Here is a 19,928-nt window from a genome sequence, read left to right as displayed (position 1 = left end):
TAGCTCGAAGAAGACACCGGCATCAGATAACACCATATTCACGCATCGGGCATTCGCCCTCGGTCCGGCACGAAGTTAGAAGAAGAGTCGGAGAGGCATTTCAGTTTCGGGAAGCAGAATCAGCCGGGACACATCCGCACCGACTAACTGCGCAAGCGCAGCCGGTTCCTGGCGGAACCTTAAGTCGGTGGGACGTCGTGAATACAACAACGTTATCTGCAATTGCCCAGAGCAATGAAGACCATCCATCCCTGACCCAAACCTGAAACCTGGTATTCAGAGAGGTGTCTCAGTGAAGAAGTCGAATAATTCATATTTGTTGAATAGATCTTGATGACGATACGTCAGTCACTACGAATCATATGAATTGTTCGACAACCAGGTTTCAGATCGTTTGGGTTGGGAACGAAAGATTCGTTATAGGTTCTTAAACTTTAATGAAGACCTTGATTCTATAAGAGATCAGTAGCTTGTGAAGTCTCATTCAGTCTTAGTTCGTCGCACCGATGGTACTCCGAACTAAACGATCTGTTCGAATGAGACTACAAGTACTGATCAATACTAATCAGATACTTGTGAAGTCTCATTCTGACATGAGTTCGTCGCACCAATGGTACGCCGAACTAAATGATCTGTTCAGAACGAGACAACAAGTACTGATTAGAGAATAGAATCAAGGCTTCAAAATCAGAGTTAAAACAATGTATAACGAATCTTTCTTGGATACTCGAAGAAGAGGGCAACAGCAGATAACACCATATTCACGCTACGGGCCGGCATTCGCCGACCCTCGGTCCGGACCGATGTATAAGATGCATTTCGAAGAGGCATTTCAGTTTCGAAGAGGCATATTCAGCCGGACACATCCGCACCACCTAACCGCATCGCGGCCACCACTTCGTGGCTTAAGGTGGTGGGACGTCGTGAATACAATAACGTTATCGGAAATTCTCGAGTGCTGATAAGAGCGTTCAAAAACGATTAAAGAACTGAAAATACATTAAACAAAGTAGTCGCGTGAGATTCCGAAGATTGATTTACTTCGGCGCTGCGGCTTTTATTTTTGCGGATTTAAAGTGCGGATTTAGAAAGACTGGGTTATAATTCCATTAGAATAGAAGTCGAAAACCAATGAAGATCAAAGACTTATGAAGATCAAAGACTTATGAAGATCAAAGACTGATGAAGATCAAAGACTGATGAAGATCAAAGACTGATGAAGATCAAAGACTGATGAAAATCAAAGACTGATGAAGATCAAGTGCACGAGTTAGATCAAGGTCAGACTTGTGAGTGGATCAAGAGGTCGAGAACTTCCGATAACACCATATTCACGCATCGGGACAACTCTGTCGCCCCTCGGTCCGGCAAGAAGTTAGAGGTTGATCGAAGAGGCAACTCAGTCTCGAGGAAGCATAAGCAGCCGGACACATCCCACCACCTAACCGCATCGCGGCCGCCCTCCGGGCTTAAGGTGGTAGGACGTCGTGAATACATAACGTTAGATGAAATTGATGAAAATCCAAATCATTAAGGAGATTAAAGCATGCTTAGATGTTCATGGTGTATGAAAAAAATTAAAGAGAATAAACCTTGTTTTGGATTGGGCGTTAAGTTTGCAAAAGGCTATGACATTCAAGAAGAAGATGGAAGAATCAGCACAATATTTATGAAAACCAGGAATACACATGTGCCATTAATAGTAACTGCAAAAGGATCCGAGGCTAAGAAACAAGGCCAAGATGGTATTTTTTCACTTTGTAGCGAAAAGTGTGGAGAAAAAATGAAAAAGGCTATTAAAGAAGAGGTTAGCTTGTTCTCAATGCATGGGGAGTATATCCAACTTAAATAACTAAATAAAGAAAAAGTGAAAGTGGAATTGTAAGTGAATCCAAGAAGCCATCAACTTCATCTAACACCATATTCACGCATCGGGCATTCGCCCTCGGTCCGGCAGGAGTCTGAAGTTTGATCAAAGAGGCATCTCAGTTTCGGGGAAGCAGAATCAGCCGGACACATCCGCACCGACTAAGCGCATCGCGCCCAGCCACTTCGTGGCCTTAAGTCGGTGGGACGTCGTGAATACAAGAACGTTATACGACATACCTGAAGTGCTGTTATGAAAATTAAAGGCTTAACTAGTTTGCATACAAGGAGCAAACGACTGATTCAAAATGAAAGACTACTGAAGTTCAATTTATTGAGTTGTTTCCAGTGCGTCGACTAGCATAATAATAATTGGAGGAATGAATTTGGACATTCTATACAAAAAACTACAACAGATAAAACAAAAACCTGCACTATACATTGGGAAAAAATCATTGCCATTGCTCCGGGCATTTCTGGATGGTTATATAGAATATCACAATGAAACAAATGAACCTAATGAACCAAACAATTTCTTTATTTCGGAATTTAATGAGTATCTTCAAAGGCGATTCAATGTTAGTCGATCTCATGGTTGGGTGGAAATTATTATTTTCTTTTCAATAAATGAAGATGCTGCATTTGATGCATTTTTTCTGTTGTTAGATGATTTTTTCTCTGAAACTCAACAATAAATCAATATAAATAATTCTGAAATCTTTATGATTATCGAGAGGACAGGTACGTCGTATAACACCATATTCACGCATCGGGCATTCGCCCTCGGTCCGGCACGAAGTTAGAAGTGGATTCGGAGTGGCATTTCAGTTTCGAGGAAGCGGGAGCAGCCGGACACATCCCACCACCTAACCGCGTCGCGGCCGGCTCTTCGAGCCTTAAGGTGGTGGGACGTCGTGAATACATGAACGTTATCTGAAATATCAAGAATGCATGCGTTCTAAACCGGAGGTGTACAAATGACAAGAATATTGGTTGTCTCCGACGAAGAATCGAAGTACATATGGGATCATTTTGAGCCTAAGAAGTTTAAGAACGTAGACATTATTATTTCATGCGGTGATCTTAAATCAGAATATCTATCTTTTTTAGTGAGCATGATTAATGCTCCTTTGTTTTATGTGCATGGGAACCACGATACAAAATATCGATCATACCCGCCAGAAGGCTGCGAATGCATAGAAGATAAGATAGTTACTTATAAGGGAATTAGAATTATGGGACTTGGGGGAAGTTACCGATATAGCGCAGGAGAACATCAATATTCTGAAAGGCAAATGAAACGGAGAATAACAAAATTAAGACTAAGGCTTTGGCTAAGTAAAGGAATTGATATCCTAGTAACACATGCCCCAGCTTACAAGATTGGAGATGGGGAAGATTTGTGTCATAGGGGATTTGAATGTTTTATCGAATTTCTTAGTAAATATAAGCCGCGATATCTATTGCATGGACATCAACATTTGAATTATGGAAGAAACCAAAGAATTCATAATTTCAAAGAGACAGAAATCATAAATGCATTTGGATACTACTTTATAGAGCTTTAATAAGTGGTTCAACGAAGTCTTGATACTTCAGATAACACCATATTCACGCATCGGGCATTCGCCCTCGGTCCGGCACGAAGTCAGAAGTTGATCGAAGAGGCATTTCAGTTACGAGGAAGCGAGAGCAGCCGGACACATCCCACCACCTAACCGCATCGCGGCCGCCCTTCGGGCTTAAGGTGGTAGGACGTCGTGAATACAATAACGTTATCGGAAATTCTCGAGAGCAATAAGATCGTTAATAGATCGACAACAAAAAAACATATAATTATTTAGTCGCGTGAGAGTCCGAAGACTGATATTCTTCGAGGCCGCGGCTTTTATTTATGCGGAATAAAAGTGCGGATCTAGTAAGTCTGGGTTATAATTCCATTGTGAGGATATTGCATATGTACAGACTTAAGAATATAACTCGAATGGGTAGAGTGGATAACATGAGAGCGAAACTGTATTTATTTATACTACTTCCAATCACTTTAATTATTTGTTTAATAGGTTATGGTGTGTACTGGGCGTTCTATGACATGAACAGATTAAAGGGAGGTGAACTCATCACGCAATCAAGTTCACCAAATGGAATGTATACGATAAAAGCATTTCGTTCTAGTGGCGGAGCAACGACAGACTTTACCATCCGAGGTCAACTTGTATTTAATCTAAGTTCAAAAAAACCTAAAAATATTTATTGGAATTATAGGGAGTTTGCTGCGGAGATTGTGTGGCTAGACAATGATACAGTATTAATAAATGGTCATACATTGAATCTACCGAATGATAAATATGATTTTAGGAGACATTAAAAAAGATTACATAAACAAACAAAAATAGGGCCAATCATACTTGCAAGTTAATCGAGAAGTCGAGAACTTCCGATAACACCATATTCACGCATCGGGACGACTCTGTCGCCCCTCGGTCCGGTAAGAAGTTAGAGGTTGATCGAAGAGGCATTTCAGTCTCGAAGAAGCGTAACCAGCCGGACACATCCGCACCGACTAACTGCGCAAGCGCAGCCGGCTCCTGGCGGAGCCTTAAGTCGGTGGGACGTCGTGAATACAATAACGTTATAAGAAATCCCCGCTAAATCGAAAGATCTTAAAGGACAGAGGGAATCATGAATGAATTACTCTTGGCATGAGATCGAAGAGAAAGATAAATATGTACAAAAGTATGTTGTAATAATTGCTAAATACAAGAATCAATATATTTTGATCAGGAATAAGAGTCGGCTAGTTTGGGAACTACCAGGTGGCAAGATAGAGAAAGGAGAAGAAGTAATCGAAGCCGCCAGCAGAGAATTGTATGAAGAGACAGGTGCGCTAGTATTTAATTTATCTGAGATTGGAATCTATCAAATGAACGGAGAGTACGGAGTAGTCTTAGAAGCAGAAGTTGAAGAGTTAGGGGAACTGCCGGAATTTGAGATTGCTGAAATTAGATTAGTTCAGGTAATACCAAAGGGATTAAACTACGGAGAGATCTATTATCAGATATTAGAGAAATATCAAGAAGTCAAAAAGTATAAAGAGATAAAAACGGAAACAGTAAATTTAAAAGAGAATGTAAAGCTGTGATAGTGACTCGAAGCTGGCGGGGACATCTTATAACACCATGTTCACGCATCGGGCATTCGCCCTCGGTCCGGCCGGAGTTAGAAGAGGATTCAGAGGGGAATTTCAGTGTTCGGGGAAGTTGGAGCAGCCGGACACATCCGCACCGACTAAGCGCATCGCGCCCGGCACCTGACGGTGCCTTAAGTCGGTGGGACGTCGTGAACACAATAACGTTAGGTGAAATTAATGCTGTGCTAAAAGACTCTAAAGAATAGAGGACCATAAAAGATGAAGGACAGAATTCTTGCATTTTTAATTGATCATATTATTGGGACTATAATATTTGGAATTGTCTTTGTTTTAATAAACTTAAACTCTTTCATTGCTCCTACTAACGAAAACATTAATAGTCGATTCGAATCGTTTAATTTTGTATTGGCAATTGGAATGATATTTTACTTTTTGAGAGATGTTTTTGAAGGAAGGAGCCCCGGGAAGAGGGTTCTTGGAATAGCAGTAAGGGGCAAGGAAGATTCCGACCGAGTGCCAGGAAAGTTTCATTTAATACTAAGGAATATAACATTAATAATTTGGCCAATTGAATTAATTATTCTAGTTATTAAGGGACAAAGAATAGGAGAAATGATTTCAAAAACTCAAATTAAAAGTATTTCTAAGGCTAATCATCAATAATTGCAAAGTACATAATTTGAGGGAATCTCAAGAAGGCATTAACATCACCTAACACCATATTCACGCATCGGGCATTCGCCCTCGGTCCGGCACGAAGTTAGAAGAGGAATCGATGAGGAATTTCAGTGTCGGGGAAGCGTGAGCAGCCGGACACATCCCACCACCTAACCGCATCGCGGCCGCCCTTCGGGCTTAAGGTGGTGGGACGTCGTGAATACAATAACGTTATCAGAAAGTCAGCAAGAGCTGATTAAGTAAATGGCGTGTCCGCGGATATTGGTTATAGAAGGGATCTCGGTGAAGTCAGTGTGTCAACAATAAGAGCTATATGAGTAGTCATCTCGGTGAAGCCAGCATGTCAACATTCAGTAAACCTATATGAGTGGGCTTTTCGGAGAAGCTAGCGTGACAACATTCAGCAAACCTATTTAAAGTAAGCATTTCGAAGAAGTCAGCGTGACAACATTCAGCAAACCTATTTGAAGTAGGCATTTCGAAGAAGTCAGCGTGACAACATTCAGTAAACCTATATGAGTAGGCTTTTTGGAGAAGTCAGCGTGACAACAATCAGCAATCTTTATGAGTAGGCTTTTCGGAGAAGCCAGCGTGACAACATTCAGCAAACCTTTATGAGTTGGTATCTCGGAGAAGCCAGCGTGACAACATTCAGCAAACCTATATGAGTGGGCTTTTCGGAGAAGCCAGCGTGACAACATTCAGCAGAGCTATATGTGAAGGCCAATCAATGAAGCTAGAGTGTAAAGATATAGTAATTCGAGGAAGAAGCGTGTCCGCAATATATTTGTTGGTAGTGGTTCGAGGAAGTGCTGACCTTCTGATAACACCATATTCACGCATCGGGTCGACTCCGTCGCCCCTCGGTCCGGACCGGTGCTCGATGCATTTCGATGAAGCATTTCAGTATACGGGGAAGCAGAAGCAGCCGGACACATCCGCACCACCTAACCGCATCGCGAATTGCATTTGCTCTCGTATATGCAACTGCAAAAGTTATCAATAGATACAATGGGGCACTCGGAATATTTTTTTTCGCGATATGGTACTTCATGTCAACTGTATATGGGGTACTACAAATGAAGAAGGATTACGACTTACATATATCGGACAATTGGAGTAGTTTTTTTGGTTGGGAATTTGTATTGTGGGAAGTTGGTATACCTTTATATATTGGTGTTGCACAAGCAATTATATTATTTTGTCACTTCTTCATTAGAATTTTGATTAAAGAAATAGAGGAATATAAAGCATCACTTAAGTAATGCAGAGGAGACACGAACGTCATATAACACCATATTCACGCATCGGGCATTCGCCCTCGGTCCGGCACGAAGTTAGAAGTGGATTCGAAGAGGCATTTCAGTTTCGGTGAAGCTGGAGCAGCCGGACACATCCGCACCGACTAACTGCGCAAGCGCAGCCGGTTCCTAGCGGAACCTTAAGTCGGTGGGACGTCGTGAATACATGAACGTTAGGTGAAATTAAGGCAAGTTCTGATTAAGTGCAAATACAATACAAATCCAAGTGATAAGAGAATCTCTAAAAACTTGTTGTTTTACAAATTAAACGTTCGAGAGGGGAGATTTGTTTGTCTTTGAAAAGTATATACCCATTCTTGATTATGATTTGGCTCACAATTCTAACGATATGGGCTGTTAACAAGCTTTATAATCCAGCTCAATCAGTAACTGTGCATGGGATCCCTGGAACACCAATTCCTCAACAAATTTCTACGGTTCAAATGGATAAAGATACTGTATGGGTTATTGATGCAAATAGTAATTACATTAGAATTATTACACATGATGAGGATGGCTACCATATCAGAGGATCGGAAATGGAATTTCAAGAACTAAAATAAGGTCATAACTGCGAAAGATAGATGATAAACAAAAACTATTTAATAATGGTTATAGCTTTTCCAAGAAAAAAATAATAGTTTGTAGTAATTCAAGAGGGCCTAAACTTCACCTAACACCATATTCACGCATCGGGCATTCGCCCTCGGTCCGGCAGGAGTAAGAAGAGGATTCGATGAGGCATTTCAGTGTTCGGGGAAGCTGATGCAGCCGGACACATCCGCACCGACTAAGTGCATCGCGCCCGGCAGCTCCGCTGCCTTAAGTCGGTGGGACGTCGTGAATACAATAACGTTATATGAAAGTCAGCAAGAGCTTATTAAGATCAAGAGCAGTTTGTTCCAAGTCAGAAGTGCATGCGTGTCCGCGGTAAATATCATTTGAGCCTTTGGGGAGTAGCTTAGTTGAACGAATTTAGCAAACCTAATGTAAGAGCAGCATGACGAACTTTTCGTGCCAAAGAAATATGATAATGAAGGCAACTCAATGAAGTCAGCGTGTCAACATTCAGCAATTCTATCTGTAAGGAAGGCATATGACGGACTTATCGTAGAATCATTAATCAAAGCGTTTTGAAGGTAAGATCCAGGAAGTCAGCGTGACAACATTCAGCAAAACCGGGGGAATGAAATGGAAGATAAATATAATCCATATAAAGACGAAACCATTCATACTACCCAACCAGAAGAATCAAGAGATGAGATACATTCAAGAGAAGGATTCAATGATGTGTTAAAGCATTATGACTCTGTAAATGGGTTTCAAGCTCCTAAGCAATTAAGACAAATTCCGAAATCGATAAGACTAATAACAAAATGGCTAATTATTTTGTTTGTCGTGATTTCCATCGTGGCTATAATAGGCCAATTAATAGATGTAATAGATCATTTATAAAGCATAAGAAAATTAAGATCGGCGTGTCCGCATTAGTGAATGTAACTCGAGGAAGAGCTGACCTTCATATAACACCATGTTCACGCATCGGGCATTCGCCCTCGGTCCGGCAGGGGTCTGAAGTGAATTCGATGAGGGACTTCAGTATTCGAGGAAGCCGAATCAGCCGGACACATCCGCACCACCTAACCGCATCGCGGCCGGCTCCTGACGGAGCCTTAAGGTGGTGGGACGTCGTGAACACATGAACGTTAGGCGAAATCCGGAGCAAATCACAATTAAAGCAAAAAATCGTATTTTCTTTTCGCGTGTAGTACTCTACGAATTTCAACAAACTCCAGGTGAACAACGTAGAATACTAAATAACTATCAATAACTAACATTCTGTAATTCAAAAGTTGTAATCGTCTATCATTAGGAATCGGTTTACTTTGTGGAAAGTATGCAAGTATAGAGATTTTCTCATCAAATGAATTAAGAAGATTAAGAGCAGCAGAAGGGTTATCAATGGAGACATACTCGATGATATCGGTAATATCTTGTGCAGCGGAGGGTAGATATTTAATCGGCAGCTTTTTCTCCATTGATACGGCTCCTTAAAGTTTTCATCAGAGCTTCATGATCAATTTTTTGGACTGATGGATCTACACTTTCTTTCTCAGCGACTGCCAGTTTTTGATACAGTTCTATAACCGCTTGTTGCTTCTCATATAAGGCATGACTCATAACAACCAGATCTTCATGACCATTTTTAGTGATAAACACAGGCTCGCCTTCAGAATGGCATACTTCAGAAATGTAATTAAAGTTATTTCTCAGATCGGATATGGGTTTGATAATAGGCAATGAAATCACTCCCAAGAGAAAATTGTGACAACTTTATTTTATCATAATTATGATATCCAAGAGAAGTGAGTATTAAACAAAGTGAAGGTATTTCAAGTGGATTTCGCCTAACACCATGTTCACGCATCGGGCTACGCCCTCGGTCCGGCCGGAGTAAGAAGTGGAATCAGAGGGGAATTTCAGTGTTCATGGAAGTTGAGGCAGCCGGACACATCCGCACCGACTAAGCGCATCGCGCCCGGCACCTGAAGGTGCCTTTAGTCGGTGGGGCGTCGTGAACACAATAACGTTATAAGAAATTCCCGCAAGAGCATTTAATACATAAGATCGAGGTGATCATCATTAACGCATCAGAACTTGTTCAAGTTGAATTGTTAATGAAATCATTTCAAAGATCATGGTTTATTGCTGGTGGTTGGACGATAGATCTCGCCGTGAATGAAATAACAAGAACTCATAAAGATATGGATATTTGTATTTTCAGAGAAGATGTTCCTTATGTAATTACCTATTTTAGTGAGTGGGATATACAAGTAGCCATCCCAGGTGAACATAGATTAGAAGCGTTTAAGAACTTAAGCGATTTAGATCCACCAAGATACTGTTTACATTTGTTTAAAGGTAATGAGTTCTTAGAGATATTAGTAACAGAGCGAATAGAAGAGAAAGTGATATTCAGAAAGAACAGATCGATTAAAATGGATATTTATGATTTCGCAAAGGGAAATCATACTAGACCATATGTAAACCCTGTATGGCAGCTGCTCTTTAAGAGCCTTAGTACGAGAGAAGAAGATGAACATGATTTTAAGATATACATGGATCGAGTGAATGATGATTCCTCAAAGAAATGGTTATTACAAAATATCATTGAGGCAAAGGGGAATAAGAACTGGATAAGTAAACTTGAAAGCTATTTCAGAGAAGGCGGGAACATCTTATAACACCATATTCACGCATCGGGTCGACTTTGTCGCCCCTCGGTCCGGACAGAAGTAAGAGGCATTTCGAAGAGGCATTTCAGATTACAGGGAAGCCAATTCTGCCGGACACATCCGCACCACCTAACCGCATCGCGGCCGCCCCTTCGGGGCTTAAGGTGGTGGGACGTCGTGAATACATGAACGTTATGCGAAACCAACGAACAATGAACGTTATGCGAAACCAACGAACAATACATATGTAATACCAACAACAAATACATTCATGAAGGTGATCTCTTGGGTGCATGGGGAGTAACATCATTTGAAAACGATTCAGCTTTAGACTGGCTTTCAGTATTTGAAGAAGAGAGAGACTTGTCCCAAGTAGTCATTACGGTGTATGAATTTGTGAACGAATATAAAGAAGATGAGTTTGTTGATAGTGGTATTTCATCAGAATTAATTGCGGCTGCTGAAGTTGTAGCAGCTTTATTCGGATCACCGTGCTCTGATCTACCACCTGAAATGGTCAAGTGGATTAAAAAGAAGCAATCATATGATAGATCACTAATCTCAATATTTAATAAAATCGTAATCATTATCTTCACTAAAGAAGAAGTAAATAAAGTCTGGAAGGAAAAATCAAAGGAACAAAAATGGAACTTTTCACTAAATTTACTTTCTGAAATAGTGATAGATCAACTCAGTAGATTGATAGAGAAGTCTGAATTAAATGAGTTATGGAAATCAAGTGATAAATATGAGAAATGGATTGAAGAGATAACCGATTTAATGAATAGATGTCGAAGGAAGCAATAGTAACTCAGTGAAGTCGTTGGCATCGCATAACACCATGTTCACGCATCGGGCATTCGCCCTCGGTCCGGTCGGAGTAAAAGAGGATTCAGAGGGGCATTTCAGTGTTCGGGGAAGCTGAGGCAGCCGGACACATCCGCACCGACTAAGCGCATCGCGCCCGGCTACTTCGTCGCCTTAAGTCGGTGGGACGTCGTGATTACAAGAACGTTATACGACATACCTGGAACAAGATGAATATCTTACAACACATAGAAAGTTGGGTGCTTATGAATTTCCTGTGGGAGAATGCAGTCATACAGATAATTGCATTATTGATGTTAATTCTATTCATCTATCTCATAGTCAAAGTAATCAAATTTTTAAACAGAAAGTAATAAATATCGACTTAGAAAGGACTGGAACTCTTCAAATCTTAGATTAGTCCGCATGAAGTCGTGAAAGTTCAATTTTAATAAAAGTCAATATATAATAATAGAGAGGATAATAATAATGTATGAGTACATTTTTGTAGAAACTTCACTTGGAGGATTTTTTACTTCTGCAACTCATCAAGAAACAATTCAGGAATATGCGAGAGATGGATGGCGGTTAGTGCAGGTATTACCAACGAATTACAATGGACATGGTAAACCAACTTCGTATGAGATAATTTTTGAAAGACCATTGAATAAAGAATAGTTGAGTAGAGTAACACCTAACCGCATCAAGGTCGCACTTTCGGGCTTAAGATGGAGGGACGTCAAACAGAACGTTAGTCGAAACCAACGGCGCATAAAATTACAAAATCAATACATATCATGGGGGATTCGAAATGAAAGAAATAATCTATACCAATTATTACTGGCAAGACGAAGAAATTCGTTTGCGCGCAATTGAACATGAAGACTGGGAAGAGTATTATTACAACCGATTTGATAGTAATGCACGGAGATTATTAGAGTGTGCAGTTGAGTTACCACCGACAATTTCAGAGGCGAAGAGCTTTGTAGAGAAATTCGCAGGATTATCGTCTAGAAACGGACGATTAATGTTCACTATAGAGACTTTGAACGGCGAAAATATAGGAAGTATAAATTTAAACAGCATTGACGAAAAAAACGGAACCTTCAGTATCGGGATCCAGATCGATCGGGATCATCGAGGTAAAGGATATGGTACAAGAGCTGTTAGAATTCTATTAAGATATGCATTTTTTGAAAGACGGCTAAATAAATTTAATGATTATGTTCTAGAAGGAAATGAAGCTTCCGCTACAATGATGAGAAAGCTCGGGTGTGTTCAAGAAGGAGTGCGTCGTAAAGACATTTACACTAACGGGAAATATCATGATCTAATCCTTTTTGGAATGACTAAGGATGAATTTATCGAGAAAGAGAAAGAAATATAAATTATCTATGCAGTTCGGAGATGCTGTTGACATAGCCTAACATCATATTCACGCATCGGGTCGACTCTGTCGCCCCTCGGTCCAGTAGGAGTTTGAAGTATGTCTATGAGGCAATTTATTATTCTGATAAGTGGATGCGGCTGGACACATCCGACTACCCAACCTCATCGCGGCCGCCCTTTGGGCTTAAGGTGATGGAACGTCGTTAATACATTAACGTCTATATAATTCATGTAAGTCCATATAGAAAAGATATAGGTCCTCAATTTATTGAGGACCATTTTTGATCCCAAATTAAGAAAAAAGAGGAAATAAAGATTGTGAGTAGAATAATTAATTCAGTTAAGTATTTAATTAAAGGGAGTTTGTCATGGCAATCATTATGATGATTATTGGATTTCTAGTATTAGTGGGATCTATTGTTTGGGGATTTAATATATTTGATGAGTCAAAGCAACATGATTCAATAGGCTTATTTAGTGATTCTGTTTCCACTATTCACAGAGGAACGGCTTATACAATATGGATTATTGGAGGATTAATAGGATTCTTCTTTATTGCAGTTGGTCGAATAATTGAATTGCTCGAGGAACTAGTAAAATTAAAACACAAGTCATTGGAGAAAAAGATTTAGTAGGTCCGGTACGAAGTTAGAAGTTATAATCTGGAGGAGTATCTAAGATGAGATCAATAACATCTATTATAATAATTGTAACTTTATTATTTTTAATTGCGGCAACTCCAAAAGCTGCAGAATACCAAGTAGACGAATACCAAGTTTTTATTAATAAACATAAAGTTTCGGATAATTTAAAGATTGTAATTAAATCAAATTCTATTATGTTACCTGCAGCCGAAATTTTTGAAGTATACCGTTTTAAAATTAAAAAGCAAAAGGATAAAACAACCATTCTCACTGATGGATATAAGACTATTGAGTACACTATTGGCAGCAAAACTGCACTTGTCAAAGGGATGAATCAGTATACAAAAAAGAATTATGGAGATAACGGTTTGACGATCAAACTCCCAGTTGCACCATTTGTTGTTGATAAGGTTGTATATCTGCCGCTTTCTCTTTTCTCTAAGAGTCTCGCGTGGGATTACACCGTCAATAAATCAGAAAAAGTAATTAAATTTATTCAGCAGTCGGCGAAGAAATCGGACGAATAGTAGGATAATTAATAAGACTTAAACTGAATGTATTTCAAGTAATCGGAGACTTTATCTAACACCATATTCACGCACCGTAGCCTTACGGCTGCTCGGTCCGGCACGAAGTCAGAATCGGTGTCGGAGTTAAGTCGGTGGGACGTCGTCTTCCAATGCTAGTAAAATTTAAAAAAATAAAGGAACACGCATATATGTCCTTCAATTTATATCATTATTATGACAGAGACATAGGACCGTTTAAGAACTTATCCAAACTGACAAGGGACGCAGCAGAAGAGATCTCAAATCAATTCATTATTGATGGAGACACTTTTGCAAGCCAACGATCGAAAGATTATATGTACATAAGAAGAGAATTGGAATTTAAAGCTCGCGGGCAATTCATCGCAAAGGGAGGAAAACCACAAAACACATATCCTCATTACTTGACGGTAGAAGCATGTGAATGGATTGCATCATGGTATAGGAATCCTGGAGTAGTCGTTATACCTTGGGGAGAATTTTTAGAAGAATCAATTAGTTTTACGTATGGAGATCTATTTCCCACAATGAGATTTGAAGATAGCAAACCGTACCGAAAGCTAGTATACACAAAGAATGAAATCATAGAAGTCATTAATCGATATGGATTCCCGCAAGACTGGAATGTAAATGGAGATCATGGGCCTGAGAGATATATAGAAGCTCAGGTATGGGATGAAGAAGTTATAAAGCAGTATTTGTAGGATTGACTGTGGGTCGAAAACTTCATCAAACACCATATTCACGCATCGGGTCGACGTCGTCACCTCAAACGGTTAGTTGAAATTCCTGAAAGCAGTTAAATACATTAAACTGAAAGTTACTCAAGTTCTGTAAATACACTATGATTAGAGCTGTAACTTATATAAACATTAATCTAAAACAAAGAGGTGACCTTTATGGGAAATACTTATTATAAGATCTTAGGAACTATCTTCTTAATTACTAGTGGATTAATATATACGACCGAAAGAATAATCGAAAAACTTTCAGCAGCAATACATGCTGCAGGCTATGCTTCAAATGGCGCTGGGGTAGAACGAACCGTTCATTATCATGGTTTCTTTGAAAACTTCTTTGTATGGTTCTTCTTCCTTGTAGGTTTCATATTACTTGCATATGGCTTTCCAAAGAACAATACGGATACTAAGTGATTTGAACACCATATTCACGCATCGGGCATTAGCCCTCGGTTCGACAGGAGTTAGAAGTCGATTTCAATAGGCATTTCAGTTGCGGGGAAGCGGGATTATCCGGACACATCTGCACCGACTAAGCAGCATCGCGCCATGGTGAAGGAGGGACCCATTGAACATAAGGAGAACAGGTCGAAGCGCTGCTGTTATTTTATTATTAGTAATTGCCCTATCCCTACTTGGATGTCGCTCTGGAAATAGAGCACCTTATTTAATTATCAAGGATGATGCGGGAGAATCCTTAATGACTGATCGGGATCTAGAAACTTTAAAGGTAATGTCTTTACTAGACGCAGGCGGAAGTCGCGGGTTATATATCGTACCTAAAGACAAGAATAAGGTTGAAGAGATTACAACCAAGACATTACATAAGTCTTTGGAGATCTATTACAAGAATGAATTTATATATTCTCACAAATCCAACATACCACTAAAGGTAAAAATCTGGTGTTCGTCATGGATGAAGAGATCTTAAAAAGATTTGAACAAATACTGAAAGATAATCAATAAGAGAGTTGTAAGTTTATTCAAGCAAGGCGATGACATCCTATAACACCTTATTCACGCCTCGGATCGACTTCGTCGACCCTTAGATTGCCCTGATTGCAAGCAAGAAAAGCTTGATGTGAATTTTTATATGGATTGGGATTAATGTGGTAAGGGGAGATACAATGAATATCAAAGAGACGGGAATAATTTTATTTTTGGGCAATTATGAAGAAAATGTTCATTTTTATGTTGAAAAACTTGGACTCAAGATCAGAGAAAGAAAAGAAGGACTTACAAAATTTGAGTTCGGTAACAGTTATTTAATGGTCGAAAACAATGGGGTATTAAGTAAGACAGAGAAGAATAGAAGTCAGAATCCTACGGTTATTAGAATTGAAGTTGAGGATTTTGATGATTCTGTCAAAGAGCTTATTGACAGAGATGTTCAGGTCGAAGTACATAGATTTGATTGGGGAACAATAGGAGTAATAATTGATCCAGAGGGGAACAGACTTGAACTAAAAAACTATGTGAAGTGAAGTCAATGAGGGCAAGAACGAACCGAGAAAATAATCGACAAGCGAGGTTTTAGGATGAATTTCAAATCAATTCTCATTGATCAATTTAACGCTTGTTATAACGATAAGAGCTGGTTTATTCCTCTTCAAGAAATATTAAGTGAGATAAATGCAGAACAAGCTGCAATAGAAAGTACAAGCAAACAATCCATATGGGCAATCGTGAATCATCTTATTTTTTGGAATGAGAAATGGTTAGAGAGATTTGAGTTAGCATATTTTGAATTAGATGGCTCCATAAACAATGATGATACTTTTTATGTAGATCCAAACACCATTAATGAAGCTGAATGGAATAGTACTTTACAAAGACTCGATACAGTATTTAGAAGATGGAATAGTGCGCTTGAGGAAAGTGAAGAAAAGAAACTTAACTTGGAAATCCCAACATATTTCAATGCTCCATGGTGGGGAGTAGTGTCCAATTTATCCATACATAATGCCTATCATATAGGTCAAATAATGCTTCTCAAAAAACAAATACAACTACAATAAATTCAGGAGTGTTTTCTTTTTTGATATCTGCCCTCGAATGGATTACAATTCCAATTAAGGGCTTTTTATATTTATATGGCTAAGCCAGAAAGAGGGATCATTAATGAATGGCTCATCAGGTGCAGTAACATTTTTACCAAGTATATTATTTATCATCTATGGACTTTTTATTTTGCTTGGTTTATATAGTCTTTATCTTTTTATTAAGCTTGCCATTCGCGGGATAGCTGCGTTAGACATTTACTTAGATGAGAAGAAAAATAAAAGATAGGAAGGAATTACAGTACACTGGGAACGGGAGCAGCCGGACACATCCGAACCACCTAACCGCATCGCGACCGCCCTTCGTGCTTGAGGTGGTAGGACGTCGTGAATATAAGAACGTTATTGCAACTACTGCAATACATGTTTATGAGGGGGATAGTCGATGAAGCTCAAATATAAATACTCCGAAAGAGAATTTATTCAGGCAATGAACCAGTCTAGTAGAGATACTAGGCGATGGTATGTGGATTTTATTATAGCAATTTTATTGCTGGCATACGGAATCTATACTTATATGGATGGATCAAACGGATTTATAGTGTCTTTTCTAATAGTTATATCGGTATCTATCATTGTTGCTATGTTCATTCGAATGGTCATTTTACCTAGAGTGTTATTCAAGAGAGAACCAAAGTATAAAGAAGAGTATGAGTTGGAGTTCCTCGAAGATGAAATAAGATTTACTGCCGGTGCCCTAAAATCATCAATTCCTTGGAGTTTTTATAATGATTATAAAGAGACAAAAGACTTATTTATTTGATCTATAGTAGAAGAGGATTTGCGATTATTCCAAAGCGGGTGTTTGATGTCCCGGATGAAATGATTACCTTTATAGGTCTACTAAAGACAAAAATAAAGAAATAGGTGTGAATGTATCTCAGGCAATAGATATTACTCTTCAACTCTGAGGTTTGCATCTAGTTGGTGTTCAAGGAGGGTACTAGATTGAAGATATACATACGTAAAGGAATAGATAATGAAATTGCAAATCATAACTTTTATGCTGCATATGACGGATTTAAGCAGATGGGTTTTGAAATTTGTTTTTTCCATAATATTAATGAGGTATCAGACCACCAGGTACAAGACATCGTTGTTGGAGATGTAGATGATGTTAGAAGGATACTTTTCAATTATGACATTGTTGCGCCTGAACTAGATTATCCTGAGGAATTAACAGCTTATCTAGGGAGAAGAGTGTGGAAGTCCACGCTTAATGTAATTGCAAATAATCCGGATAATTGGAATGTCTTTATCAAACCAATAGAAGATAAAAAATTTACAGGAGTTGTGGTTAGAAGTACTAAGGATTTAATGGGGTGTGGGACGTACGGAGAAGATACTGAAATCCATTGCTCAGAACTAGTAAAGTTTGTTGCAGAGTGGAGATGTTTCGTAAGACATGGAAGTATCTTGGATATTCGTAGATATCGCGGAGATTGGCGATTACATTTCGACGCACGAATTGTTGAGGAAATCGTTCTGAAATACATAACGGCTCCCAAAGGGTATGCAGTAGATATTGGTTTAACTGATAAAGGCGAAACCATATTAATCGAAGTAAATGACGGATATGCTTTAGGGCATTATGGAATGTTTTCATTGGATTACGCTAAGTTATTATCAGCTAGATGGTCAGAATTAACTAAGACTCCTGATGAATGTGATTTTTAACAATAAACTTGAAGGTGTATACAAAGTGAACAGAGACGTCGTATTAAACTCTTGGAGGAATGAATTTGAAATCATTCGGATTTGCCTTGTTAATAACAGGTATATTATTTATCGGCTTGAGTGGATTAGAGAAAATCATTATATATGCTTCTCTACATGACAGAGCAGGTGATTATCAAGTCTTAAAAACGATAACACCAAATGAGATCTGGAATGTGATCACTTTGACATTTGCCTTTGGGATTATACTTTCAGTAATTGGGCTCATTATGTCATCGTGGAGATTTCTTGTTAGACAGAATCAATTGATTAGAGAAGCAAACAGACAATTCGAAAAAGAACACATGATGAATAAAGATAACGAAAAGAACTGAAATAAAGTGGAATATGCCAGACAAATCGACTAATCGAATCGCGCCCGGCGACATTCGTCGCCATAAGTCTAACAGTCAGGAGAGTTAAGATGGATGTTTTAGTTCTATTAGGAATAGTGATAATGATTTGTTTTACTGTCCTATTAATGGCTGCAATAATCAGATATGCAATTGATTCATCAAAAACATCAAAGAAAATTGGAGATTTAATACGTGAGGTTCATGCGCTAAAAATGGAGGTTAAAAAGCAAAACGAAGGAAAACAAGTAAACAATGAAAAACATATACTAGATAAGAGAATTTAGATAATCAGCTGGATACGTTCCTCCACCTAACCGCTTCGCGGCCGTCATTGGCGGGGCCTAAGCTGGTAGGACGTAGTAATACTAAAAATGGTGGGGATAATATGGACATCAATGAAATATTAAATTCTAAGATCGGGCAAGTTTTTACGATGACTTCAGGCGAAAAAGTGAAAGTTGTTGATGGGTTTTCGTGTTACGAGGGAGATTATCTAGAAGTGATTTATTTAGATGACCCCTCTAAAAAGTTATATAGAATAAGCATTACAGACCAAAGAATTCTTAATAGTCATGATTTTAAGTGAAATTAGTCAAGAAATTATTCTAAAAGGCAGAGGCAGCCGGACACATCCGTACCGACTATGCGCATCGCGCCGGCAACCTGGTCGCCTTAAGTCTATGCATTGCATTAAATGAGAGGGAATTAAGACCAATGAGGAAGAGTATAACCTTTGTATTGGAACTACTTAGACTAGTTGTATTACTCCTACTGACTCTGTACGTATTGAGTATACTCGAAAAAAATCTCATTAAAATCATAACGGGAAGAACAGATATATATTGGAGCATGACAATAGGAAATATATTTATATTTTTTCTATTATACAGAAACTATTTTCAATTTCATGGATGGTATAGAAGAGAGCAAAATGTAAAGCTTAGTAGAATGACAAGTACTATTTTTATCATGATATCAATCAGTTTAATAATTGGGCCTATATTGTTAAACATTAAGTAAGAGTAATGTTCATTTGCTAGTAATTCAAGATGGTATGGGCATCGACTAACACGGGGGTAATCCTATGAAGCCAAGAGTTACTGTATTAACATTAGGTGTAGATGATTTAGAGAAAGCATTGAAATTTTATCGAGATGGGCTTGGATTTCCGACGGAAGGCATAGTTGGCACAGAGTTTGAACATGGCGCTGTTGCATTCTTTGATTTGCAAAATGGCTTAAGAATGGCCATTTGGAAACGTAGAGATATTGCGTATGATACTAAGCTTAATCAATCACAACCCAGTCCTAGGGTCTGTCAATAATTTTGTGTAAACTCTCTTATGGGAACCTCCCCCGAGGGGGAGAACGAAGCTCTTACGGCAGATATTGGCCAATTCGTTCTGGATAAAATACGGATAACTGGAGGAGAATTTG

Annotated in this window: 25 protein-coding genes and 1 pseudogene; 24 read left to right on the top strand and 2 right to left on the bottom strand. The window is 38.9% G+C overall.

The features are described from left to right. The first annotated feature begins 1,567 nt into the window (after nt 1-1,567). The 8 genes from ACFQZG_RS27275 (at nt 1,568) to ACFQZG_RS27240 (ending at nt 8,451) form a co-directional block, all read left to right on the top strand. Nucleotides 1,568-1,852 (top strand): hypothetical protein, encoded by a 285-nt coding sequence (locus ACFQZG_RS27275; RefSeq protein ID WP_378157883.1) that lies wholly within the window; start codon nt 1,568-1,570, stop codon nt 1,850-1,852. A 400-nt stretch (nt 1,853-2,252) separates the two neighbouring features. Next, nucleotides 2,253-2,561: a hypothetical protein gene (locus tag ACFQZG_RS27270; protein WP_378157882.1), complete on the top strand. Its 309-nt coding sequence runs from the start codon at nt 2,253-2,255 to the stop codon at nt 2,559-2,561. Nucleotides 2,562-2,843: 282 nt separating this feature from the next. Next, complete coding sequence (locus tag ACFQZG_RS27265) at nt 2,844-3,434, top strand: metallophosphoesterase family protein (RefSeq protein WP_378157881.1); 591 nt, start codon at nt 2,844-2,846, stop codon at nt 3,432-3,434. A 434-nt stretch (nt 3,435-3,868) separates the two neighbouring features. Continuing rightward, complete coding sequence (locus tag ACFQZG_RS27260) at nt 3,869-4,234, top strand: DUF5412 domain-containing protein (RefSeq protein WP_378157880.1); 366 nt, start codon at nt 3,869-3,871, stop codon at nt 4,232-4,234. Nucleotides 4,235-4,552: 318 nt separating this feature from the next. Next, nucleotides 4,553-5,008: an NUDIX hydrolase gene (locus ACFQZG_RS27255; RefSeq protein WP_378157879.1), complete on the top strand. Its 456-nt coding sequence runs from the start codon at nt 4,553-4,555 to the stop codon at nt 5,006-5,008. Nucleotides 5,009-5,275: 267 nt separating this feature from the next. Further along, complete coding sequence (locus ACFQZG_RS27250; RefSeq protein ID WP_378157878.1) at nt 5,276-5,680, top strand: RDD family protein; 405 nt, start codon at nt 5,276-5,278, stop codon at nt 5,678-5,680. Nucleotides 5,681-7,286: 1,606 nt separating this feature from the next. Further along, entirely contained in the window at nt 7,287-7,559 is a 273-nt protein-coding gene (locus tag ACFQZG_RS27245; RefSeq protein ID WP_378157877.1) for a hypothetical protein, read from the top strand. Nucleotides 7,560-8,187: 628 nt separating this feature from the next. Further along, complete coding sequence (locus ACFQZG_RS27240; RefSeq protein ID WP_378157876.1) at nt 8,188-8,451, top strand: hypothetical protein; 264 nt, start codon at nt 8,188-8,190, stop codon at nt 8,449-8,451. Between the two features lie 278 nt (nt 8,452-8,729). Here the strand turns inward: ACFQZG_RS27240 and ACFQZG_RS27235 are convergent, their stop codons facing one another. Next, complete coding sequence (locus tag ACFQZG_RS27235) at nt 8,730-9,035, bottom strand: type II toxin-antitoxin system RelE/ParE family toxin (protein ID WP_378157875.1); 306 nt, start codon at nt 9,033-9,035, stop codon at nt 8,730-8,732. After that, nucleotides 9,013-9,297: a type II toxin-antitoxin system Phd/YefM family antitoxin gene (locus ACFQZG_RS27230; protein ID WP_378157874.1), complete on the bottom strand. Its 285-nt coding sequence runs from the start codon at nt 9,295-9,297 to the stop codon at nt 9,013-9,015. Before ACFQZG_RS27230 ends, ACFQZG_RS27235 begins: the two co-directional genes overlap by 23 nt. A 332-nt stretch (nt 9,298-9,629) precedes the next feature. Between ACFQZG_RS27230 and ACFQZG_RS27225 the strand changes: the two genes are divergently transcribed. The 16 genes and pseudogenes from ACFQZG_RS27225 to ACFQZG_RS27150 form a co-directional block, all read left to right on the top strand. After that, complete coding sequence (locus ACFQZG_RS27225) at nt 9,630-10,241, top strand: nucleotidyltransferase domain-containing protein (protein WP_378157873.1); 612 nt, start codon at nt 9,630-9,632, stop codon at nt 10,239-10,241. A gap of 276 nt (nt 10,242-10,517) precedes the next feature. After that, nucleotides 10,518-11,039, top strand: a complete 522-nt coding sequence (locus ACFQZG_RS27220; RefSeq protein WP_378157872.1) for a DUF4259 domain-containing protein — start codon at nt 10,518-10,520, stop codon at nt 11,037-11,039. Between the two features lie 489 nt (nt 11,040-11,528). Continuing rightward, a complete protein-coding gene (locus ACFQZG_RS27215; RefSeq protein WP_378157871.1) occupies nt 11,529-11,717 on the top strand; it encodes a DUF4177 domain-containing protein in 189 nt (62 codons plus the stop codon). 133 nt (nt 11,718-11,850) lie between these two features. Next, on the top strand, nt 11,851-12,426 hold the full coding sequence (locus ACFQZG_RS27210; protein WP_378157870.1) for a GNAT family N-acetyltransferase: 576 nt from the start codon (nt 11,851-11,853) through the stop codon (nt 12,424-12,426). A 370-nt stretch (nt 12,427-12,796) separates the two neighbouring features. After that, entirely contained in the window at nt 12,797-13,060 is a 264-nt protein-coding gene (locus ACFQZG_RS27205; RefSeq protein WP_378157869.1) for a hypothetical protein, read from the top strand. A gap of 47 nt (nt 13,061-13,107) precedes the next feature. Continuing rightward, complete coding sequence (locus ACFQZG_RS27200) at nt 13,108-13,599, top strand: stalk domain-containing protein (RefSeq protein WP_378157868.1); 492 nt, start codon at nt 13,108-13,110, stop codon at nt 13,597-13,599. A 152-nt stretch (nt 13,600-13,751) separates the two neighbouring features. Next, the gene (locus tag ACFQZG_RS27195) at nt 13,752-14,324 is read left to right on the top strand and encodes a hypothetical protein (protein ID WP_378157867.1); all 573 of its coding nucleotides are present in this window, start codon (nt 13,752-13,754) and stop codon (nt 14,322-14,324) included. 195 nt (nt 14,325-14,519) lie between these two features. Further along, nucleotides 14,520-14,774, top strand: coding sequence for a hypothetical protein (locus ACFQZG_RS27190; protein WP_378157866.1), 255 nt, complete (start codon nt 14,520-14,522; stop codon nt 14,772-14,774). Between the two features lie 713 nt (nt 14,775-15,487). Beyond that, on the top strand, nt 15,488-15,844 hold the full coding sequence (locus ACFQZG_RS27185) for a VOC family protein (RefSeq protein ID WP_378157865.1): 357 nt from the start codon (nt 15,488-15,490) through the stop codon (nt 15,842-15,844). Between the two features lie 54 nt (nt 15,845-15,898). Further along, complete coding sequence (locus ACFQZG_RS27180) at nt 15,899-16,378, top strand: DinB family protein (protein ID WP_378157864.1); 480 nt, start codon at nt 15,899-15,901, stop codon at nt 16,376-16,378. 103 nt (nt 16,379-16,481) lie between these two features. After that, a complete protein-coding gene (locus ACFQZG_RS27175; RefSeq protein WP_378157863.1) occupies nt 16,482-16,649 on the top strand; it encodes a hypothetical protein in 168 nt (55 codons plus the stop codon). Nucleotides 16,650-16,805: 156 nt separating this feature from the next. Then, nucleotides 16,806-17,183, top strand: coding sequence for a hypothetical protein (locus tag ACFQZG_RS27170; RefSeq protein WP_378157862.1), 378 nt, complete (start codon nt 16,806-16,808; stop codon nt 17,181-17,183). A 185-nt stretch (nt 17,184-17,368) separates the two neighbouring features. Next, entirely contained in the window at nt 17,369-18,097 is a 729-nt protein-coding gene (locus tag ACFQZG_RS27165; RefSeq protein WP_378157861.1) for an ATP-grasp domain-containing protein, read from the top strand. 65 nt (nt 18,098-18,162) lie between these two features. Further along, the gene (locus ACFQZG_RS27160; RefSeq protein ID WP_378157860.1) at nt 18,163-18,471 is read left to right on the top strand and encodes a hypothetical protein; all 309 of its coding nucleotides are present in this window, start codon (nt 18,163-18,165) and stop codon (nt 18,469-18,471) included. An 89-nt stretch (nt 18,472-18,560) separates the two neighbouring features. After that, nucleotides 18,561-18,776 carry a hypothetical protein gene (locus tag ACFQZG_RS27155; RefSeq protein ID WP_378157859.1) on the top strand — a complete coding sequence of 72 codons (216 nt, stop codon included), beginning with the start codon at nt 18,561-18,563 and terminating at the stop codon, nt 18,774-18,776. A gap of 800 nt (nt 18,777-19,576) precedes the next feature. Further along, nucleotides 19,577-19,801 (top strand): annotated as a pseudogene (locus ACFQZG_RS27150) (VOC family protein); the annotation flags it as partial. Nucleotides 19,802-19,928: the final 127 nt, after the last annotated feature.

The organism is Cohnella sp. GCM10027633 (genome assembly GCF_042675445.1).
In the GTDB taxonomy this organism is placed as follows: Bacteria; Bacillota; Bacilli; order Paenibacillales; family Paenibacillaceae; genus Cohnella.
The sequence above is the reverse complement of the archived record's forward strand: the minus strand, read 5'-3'. Positions and strand labels throughout refer to the sequence as shown.

Coding starts and splice junctions, on each gene's coding strand:
- ACFQZG_RS27180 (WP_378157864.1), top strand. CDS start 15,899: ATGAATTTCAAATCAATTCTCATTGATCAATTTAACGCTTGTTATAAC.
- ACFQZG_RS27240 (WP_378157876.1), top strand. CDS start 8,188: ATGGAAGATAAATATAATCCATATAAAGACGAAACCATTCATACTACC.
- ACFQZG_RS27255 (WP_378157879.1), top strand. CDS start 4,553: ATGAATTACTCTTGGCATGAGATCGAAGAGAAAGATAAATATGTACAA.
- ACFQZG_RS27215 (WP_378157871.1), top strand. CDS start 11,529: ATGTATGAGTACATTTTTGTAGAAACTTCACTTGGAGGATTTTTTACT.
- ACFQZG_RS27235 (WP_378157875.1), bottom strand. CDS start 9,035: ATGGAGAAAAAGCTGCCGATTAAATATCTACCCTCCGCTGCACAAGAT.
- ACFQZG_RS27185 (WP_378157865.1), top strand. CDS start 15,488: ATGAATATCAAAGAGACGGGAATAATTTTATTTTTGGGCAATTATGAA.
- ACFQZG_RS27210 (WP_378157870.1), top strand. CDS start 11,851: ATGAAAGAAATAATCTATACCAATTATTACTGGCAAGACGAAGAAATT.
- ACFQZG_RS27275 (WP_378157883.1), top strand. CDS start 1,568: ATGAAAAAAATTAAAGAGAATAAACCTTGTTTTGGATTGGGCGTTAAG.
- ACFQZG_RS27155 (WP_378157859.1), top strand. CDS start 18,561: ATGGATGTTTTAGTTCTATTAGGAATAGTGATAATGATTTGTTTTACT.
- ACFQZG_RS27195 (WP_378157867.1), top strand. CDS start 13,752: ATGCTAGTAAAATTTAAAAAAATAAAGGAACACGCATATATGTCCTTC.
- ACFQZG_RS27205 (WP_378157869.1), top strand. CDS start 12,797: ATGGCAATCATTATGATGATTATTGGATTTCTAGTATTAGTGGGATCT.
- ACFQZG_RS27175 (WP_378157863.1), top strand. CDS start 16,482: ATGAATGGCTCATCAGGTGCAGTAACATTTTTACCAAGTATATTATTT.
- ACFQZG_RS27200 (WP_378157868.1), top strand. CDS start 13,108: ATGAGATCAATAACATCTATTATAATAATTGTAACTTTATTATTTTTA.
- ACFQZG_RS27170 (WP_378157862.1), top strand. CDS start 16,806: ATGAAGCTCAAATATAAATACTCCGAAAGAGAATTTATTCAGGCAATG.
- ACFQZG_RS27190 (WP_378157866.1), top strand. CDS start 14,520: ATGGGAAATACTTATTATAAGATCTTAGGAACTATCTTCTTAATTACT.
- ACFQZG_RS27265 (WP_378157881.1), top strand. CDS start 2,844: ATGACAAGAATATTGGTTGTCTCCGACGAAGAATCGAAGTACATATGG.
- ACFQZG_RS27260 (WP_378157880.1), top strand. CDS start 3,869: ATGAGAGCGAAACTGTATTTATTTATACTACTTCCAATCACTTTAATT.
- ACFQZG_RS27250 (WP_378157878.1), top strand. CDS start 5,276: ATGAAGGACAGAATTCTTGCATTTTTAATTGATCATATTATTGGGACT.